Consider the following 11,815-nt stretch of genomic DNA (forward strand, 5'->3'; position numbering starts at 1 on the left):
AAATCCTCAAATTTGGATTAAGAACAGTTATCAATTAAACAATCCCAATGTTAATTGGGATTGTTAGTAAGCCTAGTGAGGCTTGAAATCAAATGATAGAATTAACTACAAGTTCTAGCAATTGTTTATTATAAAGTAACTAAATCCTCAGACTTAACGACTACAGGCTGACCATTTACTATGATTTTCAATTCTTTGTTGCCATCAATTGAAAAAGTTGTTTCCTTATGATTGATTGCTACTTTCAAAATTTGATTTCTGAAATTAATTTTAAACGAGTAGCCTTCCCATTCTTTTGGAATTTTTGGAGAAAAATGAAGCGTATCTTCTTTAATTCTCATTCCGCCAAATCCTTCTACGATACTCATCCAAGTTCCTGCCATTGAGGTAATATGACAGCCTTCTTCTACTTCTTTATTGTAATCATCTAAGTCCAGACGTGACGTTCTTAAATAGAACGTGTATGCCATGTCCATTTTGTCCAATAAAGCTGCTTGAATCGAGTGCACGCAAGGCGAAAGTGAACTTTCATGAACCGTAAATGATTCGTAAAATTCAAAATTATTTTTTAGTTCTTCTTTCGAAAAATGATCTTCGAAGAAATAAAAACACTGTAAAACATCGGCTTGTTTGATATAAGGCGAACGTAAAATTCTATCCCAAGACCATTTTTGATTGATGGGTCTTTGGCTTTTATCCAAATCAGCTACGCGAACTAATTCTTTGTCCAAGAAACCGTCTTGCTGCAAGTAAACATTATGTTCTTCCGAAAATGGGAAGTACATATTATCCGAAACTTTTTTCCAAGATTGTAATTCGGAATCCGAGATTTTTACTTTTTCCGAAATTCTTTTGTGATCTGAAGGATATTCCAGAGACACTTTTTGAATTTGTTCGTACGTATATTCTAAACACCATTTTGCAATATAATTGGTATAGAAATTATTGTTTACGTTGTTTTCATATTCGTTTGGACCTGTAACACCAAGAATTACGTATTGGTTTAAATTAGTCGAAAAGTTGGCCCTTTGATGCCAAAAACGAGCAATTCCTATTAATACTTCTAGTCCTTTTTCAGGGATGTAGCTGTAGTCGCCGGTGTATCTGTAAAAGTTGTAAATGGCAAATGCGATGGCTCCATTTCTATGAATTTCTTCAAAAGTAATTTCCCATTCGTTATGACATTCCTCGCCGTTCATGGTAACCATTGGATACAAAGCAGCGCCGTTAGTAAACCCTAATTTTGCAGCGTTTTCAATGGCTTTGTCCAATTGATTGTAGCGGTACGTCAATAGATTTCGTGCTACTTCTTGGTCTTTGGTCGCCATGTAAAATGGTATGCAATAGGCTTCGGTATCCCAATACGTAGATCCGCCATATTTCTCGCCGGTGAATCCTTTTGGACCAATATTCAATCGAGAGTCTTTTCCTAAATAAGTTTGGTTCAACTGAAAAATATTGAAACGAATTCCTTGTTGTGCTTTTACATCGCCGTCAATTGTAATGTCTGACATTTCCCAAATTTTTGCCCAAGCATCAATCTGGTCCTGTAACATTTTCTCGTATCCTGATGCTAATGCAGATTGAATCACTTTCTCGGCAGCAGTAATGGTATTTTCATGGTTTAAAGAAACAGTATAACCTCCAATTTTTTGGATGGATGATTTTTGGCCTTGAGCCACAATTACATCATAACTAAATTGAATTTTATCAGAAGTTGCATCAATATTGGAAGGAGAAATAGCCGTTTTTTCACCATTAGTCAAAATGCTATTTTGCATGAAAGTGGTTACTTTGAAATGTGTTTTGAATGTTTGAGCCGTTACAAAACCTTCATTTCCTGATTTTTTTACTTCAAGTGGTTCCCAGAATTTTTCTTCCCAGTTAGCATCTTCATTGGTTACACCAGCATCAATATACGGTTTGTAAACTATCTTTGAATCTTTGTTCAAAGGTGTGATTTCGTAATTAATAACTCCAACTTCATCCAGAACGATAGAAAGAAAACGGCGAATAGTAACTGCAATTTCGGTTCCGTTTTTTAAAGTCGCTTCAAAAGAACGATTGTACCATCCTTCTTTCATATTCAGCTCACGGCGAAAATTTTTCACTTCGGAACATGTATTCAAATCTAACTTTTCTCCGTTGATTTCGATATCGATTCCAATCCAGTTTGGAGCATTTAAAACTTTGGCAAAATATTCCGGATATCCGTTTTTCCACCAGCCCACTTTAGTTTTGTCCGGATAATATATTCCGGCGATATAACTTCCCTGGAATGTTTCTCCAGTATAATTTTCTTCAAAATTAGCACGTTGTCCCATTGCACCGTTACCAATGCTGAACAAACTTTCAGATGATTTTACGCTCTCTACATCAAATCCTTCTTCTATGATGGACCAATTATCTGGTTTTATATAATCTTGATTCATTCTTTCTTTGTTGTTTAAAGTTTGAAAAATGTATGGTTTAAAGGTTCTATGTTATGGTTTTGTCACCGTTTATAGAACCTCTTATTTTTTATTCTATCTGTTTATTAAATCTTCTATGAAGTTGGTGTCTATTGCTGTAAAATCTTTAAAAATGTATTTTGCTTCATGCAAAATACCAGATTCCCCAATTCCTATACTGGTCATGTTTCCAATATTAGCTGCTTGAACTCCTGCCACTGAATCTTCAAAAACAAAGGCATCTTCCGGTTTTGTGTCTAATAATTTAGCTGCAATAAGGAAAACTTCAGGATCAGGTTTAGCATTGGTAACATCATTTCCATCTACGATAGCATCAAAATAAGATAATATTCCTGTTTTCTCTAGAATGGGTCTCGCATTTTTACTCGCAGAACCCAATGCTATCGGTTGATTTTTTTCTTTTAGAAATTTTAAAACTGGAAAAACTCCGGGAAGAATTTCGCTTTCGTCCATGTCAACTAAATAGGATAAATAATCCTCATTTTTTTGAACTAACCATCGGTCTTTATCTTCTTGTGAAGCTTCCACTTTTCCTAATTCTAATATAATATCTAAAGAGCGCACGCGGCTGACTCCTTTTAATAATTCATTATGTTCCAGTGTGAATTCAATATTTAGTTCGTTTGCGATTTTTTGCCACGCTAAATAATGGTACTTTGCTGTGTCAACAATTACTCCGTCCAAGTCAAATATGAATGCTTTTCTATTATTCATGAATTTCAATTTTTGTTCTGTTGTTTACTCTAAGGGTTAGTAAACCGGCAAATATCATCGATACTCCGCCAATTAATAATGCGTAAATAGGTTCGTTTTGGAAAAATTGTTTGACAATAAAACCTAAGATTGTTGCGGCAACAATTTGAGGAATAACTACAAAAAAGTTGAAAACTCCCATGTAATAACCCATTTTTGCAGCGGGTAAAACACCTGATAACATTGCGTAAGGCATTGATAAAATACTTGCCCATGCGATACCAACTCCTAACATTGGAATTAATAATAAATATTTGTCTCCAATAAAATAAATAGAAAGTAATCCTATACCACCAGAGCACAATGCCAATAAATGTGTGGATCGAACACCTACTTTTTTTGCTATTACAGGCAATAGAAAAGCAACTGCAGCGGCTACTCCGTTATAAACCGTGAAAAGTACGGATACCCAGTCAGCAGCATCATTATACACTTTTGAAGTTGTATCTGTTGTTCCAAAAATATGCTGTGTAACTGCTTGTGTCGTGTAAATCCACATAGAGAAAAGTGCAAACCAAGAAAAGAATTGAACCCAAGCCAATTTTTTCATTGTAGTGGGCATGTTCAATAAATCGGTCATGATGATTGTGAAACCATTTTTTATTTGGACAACTCTAAGTCTGGAGGTTATCATGAATAAAATTCCAATCACAATTAAGCCTACAAATAAAATATAGAGTTCTTTAGTAAGTCCGTTTTCGTAAATAAAAAAAGAAATAATACTTCCTAACAGGGTCATTATAAGTCCTAAATTGAATTGTCTTTTGATATTCGCTTTAGTCTCAAACTCAGTTTCAATTGGAGCTACTTCTTTAATATCTTTATCTTTTTGTTCAAAAGCTTCTAATTCTGCGGGAGAATATTCAGTAGATTTAAAAACAGTCCACAACACAGCCAATAGAAAAACAACTCCTCCTATATAGAAGGACCATTTTACAGAGTCTGGGATGATTCCTTCAGCTGCGGTATTGCTTACGCCAAAAACATTTGTGAAAATGTAAGGAAGTAAGGAGCCAACAACAGCACCCAATCCAATGAAAAAACTTTGCATAGCAAAACCTAAAGTACGCTGTTTTTCGGGTAAATTATCCCCTACAAAGGCACGGAAAGGTTCCATTGAAATGTTGATCGAGGCATCCATCATCCATAATGTTCCTGCGGCAATCCACAACGAAGGAGAATTGGGCATTATAAATAAGGCTATCGATGATAAGATGGCACCTATCAGAAAATAAGGTCTGCGTCGGCCTAATCTTGTCCAAGTTCTATCGCTAAAATAACCAATTATGGGTTGGATAACTAAACCTGTTACAGGAGCAGCAATCCATAAAATAGGGATTTCATCAACTTTTGCACCTAATGTTTCAAAAATTCTTGAAGTGTTTGCGTTTTGCAGTGCAAAACCAAATTGTATTCCTAGAAAACCGAAACTCATGTTCCAAATTTGCCAGAAACTTAATTTACGCTTTTCCATTATCGTAATTTAAAAATTAATACGATAAGCGCTATGCTTATCAAAACTTATCTTATTTTCGAAGTAAAAGTTGAAGCTTTGAACGGGTAAATATAAAAATATATTTCAAACTTTTGTTTTTCAGAAAGAAATAAAAGGAAACATTTTCAACTACAAGGTTGTAGTAATGAATAAACTAACAAATAAAAATTAATTAGTTGATTCTCTTTCTATCAAATGGGTTTCAATTACTTCAGTTTTATAGTTTTCGTCCTCTTCATCTTCTTCAGATTCGAGTCTTTCAATTAGCATTTTTGCGGCTTTATTTCCCATTTTTATTCCACTCTGACTTACAGTAGTAATAGTAGGTGTAGAATATTTGGAAATTATACCATCTGTAAAGGCAATAACCGCTAAGTCATTAGGGACATTCAGTCCTATTTTATTAGCTGTTTTGATTATGGTAACTGCAAAAAGTTCATTTACTGCAAAAACAGCATCAATAGCTTTGTCTTCCAATAGTTTTCCAATGGTTATTTCGCAGGTGTCGATGTCTTCAATTTTGATGATTAGGTTTTCATTAAAAGGGATTCCGTTATCAAGAAGTGCTTTCGTGTACCCATCAGTCCTTAGTTTTCCTACGCTTACATAATCAACAGTGGTAACTAGGGCAATTTTTTTTCTTCCTTTATCAATTAAACTTTGAACTGCTTCATAAGCTGCATATTTATCGTCTATGATTACTTTGTCACAAAGGATATCATTGGTAACTCTGTCAAACATTACAACGGGCATTCCTTGATTGATTACTTCTGTGATATGATGAAAATCACCTCTGAATTGGGTTTCTTTTGAAAGTGACATGATGAAGCCGTCAATGCTGCCATTGGCAAGCATTTCCATATTAAGTACTTCTTTGTCAAATGAATCGTCTGACAGACAGATGATAACGCTATATCCATTTTCATTTGCAACCTGTTCGATTCCGTTAATGACTGTTGAAAAAAAGTGGTGGACTATTTCGGGAATAATAATTCCGATGGTTTTGGTTTTTCTGTTTTTTAAACTAAGTGCTATGTTGTTTGGCTTGTAGTGGTAAAATTTAGCAAATGCCTGCACTTTTAGTCTGGTTTCTTCGCCTATTTCGAGGCTGTTTCTCAAGGATTTTGAAACGGTAGAAATGGACACATCTAATTCTTTTGCAATTTGTTTAAGCGTTATTTTCCTTTTCATGTTGAAGATGTGGTAAAAAATTATTTCTTAATAAAGATAAAATTAAATTTTATAAATGGTAATTAAACTGATAAAAATTTATGTAAATCAGAAAGTTTTCAACACTATTACGTTTTCGTAAGTCAAATAAAATGGGGCCTTGTCGGACGTGACAAAATTTACATAAATTTAACATTCGAAGTAATAGTTAAGGTTGAAAACTCAACAAAAAATTAAATTAATTTAAACAAAAAGTATGAAAACAATTTATAAAAAGTTGTTAATTTTATTACTGCTACTCCCTTTTAGTATTCTGGCTCAGAATACTGTTGGCGGAACTGTTCTTGATAAAGTCTCAGGACAGCCAATTCCAGGGGTAAATGTAAATGTACAAGGTGCCGCAAATGGTGTTTCTACTGATTTTGATGGTAAATATCAGTTATCTAGCGTTAAGAAAGGCGATAAAATCGTATTTTCTTATATAGGATATAAAAATACTGTTGTGGATTATGTTGCCCAAAAATCATTGAACGTTTCTTTAGAAGAAGATGCGAATCAATTAAAAGAAGTTGTAATCCAAGTAGGTTACGGTACGGTTAAGAAAAAAGATGCTACAGGAGCTGTTACAGTTTTGACAACTAAAGATTTTAATAAAGGACCTGTAACTTCTGCGGATCAGATGATTCAAGGTAAGGTTGCTGGTTTGCAAATTATTAATGGTGGAGGTTCTCCAGGTGAGGGTGCTACAATTAGAATTAGAAGTGGGTCTTCTTTATCTGCTAACAACGATCCATTGTATGTAATTGATGGCGTGCCAGTCGCGGCTGGTGGAGTAGAAGGAAGTAGAAATCCATTGTCTACAATCAATCAAAATAACATTGAATCTATTTCAGTATTGAAAGACGCTTCGGCAACTGCAATTTATGGTTCTCGTGCTTCAAACGGGGTAATTATTATTACTACCAAAAAAGGAAAAAAAGGTGACTTGCAAATCAATTATAATTCTAATTTACAAGTCTCTGAAATCACTAAAAAAGTAGATGCTTTAAGTTCTGCTCAATTTAGAGATTTTATTACGGCTAACGGTACTGTGGCTCAGCAAAAACTTGTTGGTGCTGCGAATACAGATTGGCAGAATGAAATTTATAGAACAGCTGTTGGTACGGATCATAATATTGCTTTAAGCGGTGGAACTGATAACGTAGTGTATAGAGCCTCTGTAGGTTATGCTAATTTGAATGGTATCTTGAAAAAAGATAATATGGAGAGAACCACTCTTGGAGCAAATGTTACAGGGAATTTCTTAGATAACCATTTGAAAATTGAATTAAATAATAATACCTCTATTATCAATAGTAATTATAGTAATCGTGATGCTATTGGAGCTGCAATTCGTTTTGACCCAACACAAGCTATAAGAAATGTAGACGGAACTTATTTTCAATGGTATACTGCTGATGGAAAATTAAACCAATTAGCAGGAGTTAATCCAGTTTCAATGATTGATCAAATTAGTAAAACTGGAACTGCTTATAGAAGTATAGGTAATATACAAACGGAATATAAAATGCACTTCTTACCGGAATTAAAAGCGGTAGCTAATTTTGGTTACGATCAACTAAGCGGGAAATATAATGAAGTAACTGCAGCTGATTTTCGTAATGCTCTTGATGGATCAGGATTTAATAATACTTCAGTTAAAGATCAGTCAAGATTCAATAAATTAATGGATTTGTTCTTAAATTTTAATAAAAAAGTAGAATCTATTGATACTCAGTTTGATGTTACTGGTGGGTATTCATATCAAGATTTTAGAGAATTGTATTCTTCTTCAAATTTTGTTTTTCAAAGTAATAATACGACTGCAGATCCAAGTTCCCCATCTCGTGTAAATTTGCAATCCTTTTTCGCTAGAACTAACATCACTATTGCTGATAAATACTTATTGACTTTGTCTTACAGACGCGATGGTACATCTAGATTTACAGAATCTAACCGTTGGGCAAATTTTCCTGCAGTTGCTGTAGCTTGGAAATTAAATGAAGAAAGTTTCTTGAAAGATGTTGCTAGTATTTCTAGTTTAAAACTTAGAGGGGGTTGGGGTATCACAGGACAACAGAACATTGGGGTAACTTATCCTTCTATTCCTCTATATCAAGCATCCAATACCGCTGCTCAATATCAGTTCGGAAATACATTTTATACGACTTACAGACCACAGCCATACAACAGCAATTTGAAATGGGAACAAACAACCACTATTAATGCCGGTCTTGATTATGGATTGTTTAATAATAGAATTGTTGGTACTGTAGATTTATATAAAAGAACAACTAAGGATTTATTGTTATACACTCAAAATCCTTCTTTCTTTGGATTCTCTAATTATGACAATTATAACGTAGGAACTATAGATAATAAAGGAATTGAACTTTCAGGTGAAGTTATTCCAGTTCGTACTGATGATTTAGAATGGAGAATTGGCGGAAACGTTACTTTTCAAGATTCTAAAATCACAAAATTAACAACTACTCAACCTAATACACCGGGTCTTAATGTAGGAGGATACGAAGGTGCTACTGGAAATACAATTCAAAATCATCAAGTAGGTTACGCTCCAAGTTCGTTTTATGTGTATGAGCAGGCATACGGAGTTGATGGGAAACCACTTGATGGAATTTATATTGACAGAAACGAAGATGGAATCATTACGGAACAAGATAAATACCGTTTCCATAAACCAGCTGCTGATGTTTTTTACGGTTTTAATACAAGCGTAACCTACAAAAACTTTGATTTTGGAATGAGTTGGAGAGGATCTTGGGGTAATTTTAATTACAATAATGTTGATTCTAGCAAGGGCTCTTATAATAATGTATTAATAAGAGAGACGGATTTATCAAATGGTGTTGCTAATTTATTAGAAACAGGATTTACTTCAAATGATACTAAAAGATTCGAATCTGATTATTATATTCAGGATGCAGCTTTTGTTAGATTGGATAATGTTAGCGTAGGATATACTTTTAATCAAAAGCCAAATTCTAATTCATTAGTTAAATTAACATTAGCGGCTCAAAATGTTTTGTTGATCACTAATTACAGCGGATTAGATCCGGAAATTTCTGGAGGTATAGATGGTAATTTGTATCCAAGACCAATTACTTTCACGTTAGGTTTAAACGTTAATTTCTAATACAAATAACAAGAAAAATGAAAAAGACACAAATAAAATTATTGGGTATTTCTTTGTTACTGTTGGTGATGTTGTTCCCATCATGTACAGATGATTTGAACCAAGCTCCTGAAAGTACAAACTTAATTCCGGGAGATGAATTTTTTAGTACGCCGGAATCTTATAAGCAAAATCTAGCCAAATTATATGCAGGATTTGCTACCTCAGGGCAAACTGCGGCTGGTTCTCCAGATATTTCCGGAATAGATGAAGGAGAAAGCCAATACATTAGAGGATATTGGTTGTTACAGGAATTAACTACTGATGAAGCAGTAATTGCTTGGAATGATGGAACTATAAAAGACCTACACTCTCAAACGTGGACATCTTTGGATCGTTTTTTAACGGCTGTTTTTGCACGTTACTCTTTTCAAATTGTAAACTGTAATGAGTTTTTACGTCAAACTACAGATGAGAAATTAGCTGCAAGAGGAGTAGATGCTACTTTGAAAGCAGAAATTGCTACTTACAGAGCTGAAGCGCGTTTCTTAAGAGCAATGACGTACTGGCATTTAATTGACACTTTTGGTGGCGGTTCTTTAGTAACTGAAGATTCTCCAAGCACTTTCTTTTACCCAGAATATGCTACAAGAGCTGAGTTATACAAATTTGTTGACGAGGAGTTAACAGCAATTACTCCATTAATGAAAGCTCCAAAATCTAATGAAGCTTATCGTGTGGATCAAGCTGCTGCTTGGATGTTGCAAGCTAAATTGTACATGAATGCAAAAGTATACACAGGTACTGATCATTATGCTGACGCTGTTTCATTACTTACAAAAATTACGGGTTCAAGCTACAAATTGCACACAAATTACAATCAATTGTTTTTTGCAGATAATGATAAAAATGGTTCTCAAAACGAATTTATTTTTGCAATAGCTTTTGACGGTCTTCATACACAAACGTATGGTGGAACTACTTTCTTAACGCACGCTCCAGTTGGAGGTAGCATGAATGCAGCTTCATTTGGTATCAATGGTGGTTGGGGAGGTATTAGAACGACTTCTGCTTTTGTTGATAAATTTGCTGCAAACACTACAGATACACGTGGACAATTCTACACTGATGGTCAAACCAAAGAAATTAAAAACATTGGTAATTTCACAGATGGATATGCAGTTCAAAAATTTAGAAATGTTGATGTGAATGGTAAACAAGGTTCAGATAAAGCGGGTAACTTCTCAGACTCTGATTTTCCTATTTTCCGTTTAGCTGACGCTTATTTAATGTATGCGGAATGTGCTGTAAGAGGCGCAGGTGGAAGCTTGGCAACAGCAACTACTTACGTAAATGCTTTAAGAACAAGAGCGAAAGGTGCTGCAGTAAATCAAGGAGATTTAAACTTAGATTTTATTCTTGATGAAAGAGCAAGAGAATTACACTGGGAAGGACACAGAAGAACGGATTTAGTTCGTTTTGGTAAATTTTCTGGAGGTAGTTATTTATGGCCTTGGAAAGGAAATGTTGCTGGAGGATCTCCAACACAATCTTACAGAGATTTATTCCCAATTCCTGCAACGGCATTATCATCAAATAGTAAATTACAACAAAACTCTGGATACTAATTAATTTTAAAAAACAATAAAAATGAAAAATATAACTAAATCAATAATTGCTTTATTTGCAGTAGTTGCTTTGTCTTGTAGCGTAGAAGATGTTCAAGACAGACCAGTTATTGAAGGGGTTGATTCCCCAATATTAACAGCTCCAACTTCAGGTGCTGCTTATGTTCTATCACCTGTAAATGCCACTGCACAAGCAGAGCGTTTTACATGGAAATCTGCTAACTTTGGTGGTAGTGTAGAGGTTGTTTACACTGTTGAAATCGACAAAAAAGGAAATGCTTTTAAAACACCAAAAGAATTAGCAACTAGAAAATCTGAAAACCAAGCGTCAGTTTCAGTTGAAGTTATGAATGGTGCTGCATTAGCATTAAAAAGTACTCCTTTTGCTCCAGGTGAATTTGAAGTTAGAGTTAAAGCAACCGTTGGTGCAATGGCTGCAATGTATTCTAATGTAATTGGAATTGTTGTTACTCCTTATACTACTGAAAATCCTAAATTATGGGTTCCTGGTGGTTATGCTAAAGCTTCTGGATATCCTAATGATTGGGATCCTGCTACATCTCCGCAGCTTTCCGCTTCTGCTTATGGTAAAGTAGATTTCGAAGGTTACGTTAATTTTAATGATGCTAACGCAGAATATAAATTTACAAGTTTCCCGGAGTGGAAAGGAGAATATGCTGCAGGAGCTACTCCTGGAACATTGGCCCTTACAGGAGCTAATCTTAAAATTCCAGCTGCAGGTTATTACCTAATTGTTGCTGATACTGAAAAGTTAACTTACAAAGCTACTGCAACAGCTTGGGGAATCATTGGTGATGCAACTCCTGGAGGATGGGATGCTAGTACTCCTATGACTTACAATAAAACGACAAAATTGTGGACTGTTACTGCTGTACTTTCTCAAAAAGAAATGAAATTCAGAGCTAACAATTCTTGGGATTTAAATCTTGGTGATACGGGAGCAAATGGTACAATGGAATATGGCGGAGATAACATCAAAGTTACTTCTGCTGGAACTTACACTATAACTTTAGATTTAAGTTCACCTAGAAATTACAAATACACGCTTACAAAGAATTAGTATTTTTTAATTTTAAAGGGCTATCTTATGGATAGCCCTTTT

7 protein-coding genes are annotated in these 11,815 nt (G+C 34.6%); 3 read left to right on the forward strand and 4 right to left on the reverse strand.

The features are described 5' to 3' along the window. Nucleotides 1-128 precede the first annotated feature (128 nt). From ACNQF8_RS05910 to ACNQF8_RS05925, 4 genes are all read right to left on the reverse strand, one after another. Nucleotides 129-2,432, reverse strand: coding sequence for a glycoside hydrolase family 65 protein (locus ACNQF8_RS05910; protein ID WP_417951161.1), 2,304 nt, complete (start codon nucleotides 2,430-2,432; stop codon nucleotides 129-131). Nucleotides 2,433-2,525: 93 nt separating this feature from the next. After that, nucleotides 2,526-3,185 carry a beta-phosphoglucomutase gene (gene pgmB, locus ACNQF8_RS05915; protein WP_417953053.1) on the reverse strand — a complete coding sequence of 220 codons (660 nt, stop codon included), beginning with the start codon at nucleotides 3,183-3,185 and terminating at the stop codon, nucleotides 2,526-2,528. After that, nucleotides 3,178-4,698, reverse strand: coding sequence for an MFS transporter (locus ACNQF8_RS05920; protein ID WP_417951163.1), 1,521 nt, complete (start codon nucleotides 4,696-4,698; stop codon nucleotides 3,178-3,180). The genes pgmB and ACNQF8_RS05920 overlap by 8 nt, the downstream gene beginning before the upstream one ends. Before the next feature lie 189 nt (nucleotides 4,699-4,887). Then, nucleotides 4,888-5,910, reverse strand: coding sequence for a LacI family DNA-binding transcriptional regulator (locus tag ACNQF8_RS05925; protein ID WP_282731121.1), 1,023 nt, complete (start codon nucleotides 5,908-5,910; stop codon nucleotides 4,888-4,890). A gap of 235 nt (nucleotides 5,911-6,145) precedes the next feature. Between ACNQF8_RS05925 and ACNQF8_RS05930 the strand changes: the two genes are divergently transcribed. From ACNQF8_RS05930 to ACNQF8_RS05940, 3 genes are read left to right on the forward strand one after another with little or no spacing between them, the layout of a single operon-like run. Continuing rightward, nucleotides 6,146-9,085 carry a SusC/RagA family TonB-linked outer membrane protein gene (locus ACNQF8_RS05930; RefSeq protein ID WP_417953054.1) on the forward strand — a complete coding sequence of 980 codons (2,940 nt, stop codon included), beginning with the start codon at nucleotides 6,146-6,148 and terminating at the stop codon, nucleotides 9,083-9,085. A gap of 17 nt (nucleotides 9,086-9,102) precedes the next feature. Then, nucleotides 9,103-10,692, forward strand: coding sequence for a RagB/SusD family nutrient uptake outer membrane protein (locus tag ACNQF8_RS05935; protein ID WP_417953055.1), 1,590 nt, complete (start codon nucleotides 9,103-9,105; stop codon nucleotides 10,690-10,692). Between the two features lie 22 nt (nucleotides 10,693-10,714). Beyond that, nucleotides 10,715-11,773, forward strand: a complete 1,059-nt coding sequence (locus ACNQF8_RS05940; RefSeq protein ID WP_417951165.1) for a SusE domain-containing protein — start codon at nucleotides 10,715-10,717, stop codon at nucleotides 11,771-11,773. Nucleotides 11,774-11,815: the final 42 nt, after the last annotated feature.

The organism is Flavobacterium labens, from assembly GCF_048286755.1.
In the GTDB taxonomy this organism is placed as follows: Bacteria; Bacteroidota; Bacteroidia; order Flavobacteriales; family Flavobacteriaceae; genus Flavobacterium.

What these genes read in the sequence shown, in the direction of transcription:
- ACNQF8_RS05910 (WP_417951161.1), bottom strand. Translation starts at nt 2,432, where the DNA reads ATGAATCAAGATTATATAAAACCAGATAATTGGTCCATCATAGAAGAA.
- pgmB (WP_417953053.1), bottom strand. Translation starts at nt 3,185, where the DNA reads ATGAATAATAGAAAAGCATTCATATTTGACTTGGACGGAGTAATTGTT.
- ACNQF8_RS05920 (WP_417951163.1), bottom strand. Translation starts at nt 4,698, where the DNA reads ATGGAAAAGCGTAAATTAAGTTTCTGGCAAATTTGGAACATGAGTTTC.
- ACNQF8_RS05925 (WP_282731121.1), bottom strand. Translation starts at nt 5,910, where the DNA reads ATGAAAAGGAAAATAACGCTTAAACAAATTGCAAAAGAATTAGATGTG.
- ACNQF8_RS05930 (WP_417953054.1), top strand. Translation starts at nt 6,146, where the DNA reads ATGAAAACAATTTATAAAAAGTTGTTAATTTTATTACTGCTACTCCCT.
- ACNQF8_RS05935 (WP_417953055.1), top strand. Translation starts at nt 9,103, where the DNA reads ATGAAAAAGACACAAATAAAATTATTGGGTATTTCTTTGTTACTGTTG.
- ACNQF8_RS05940 (WP_417951165.1), top strand. Translation starts at nt 10,715, where the DNA reads ATGAAAAATATAACTAAATCAATAATTGCTTTATTTGCAGTAGTTGCT.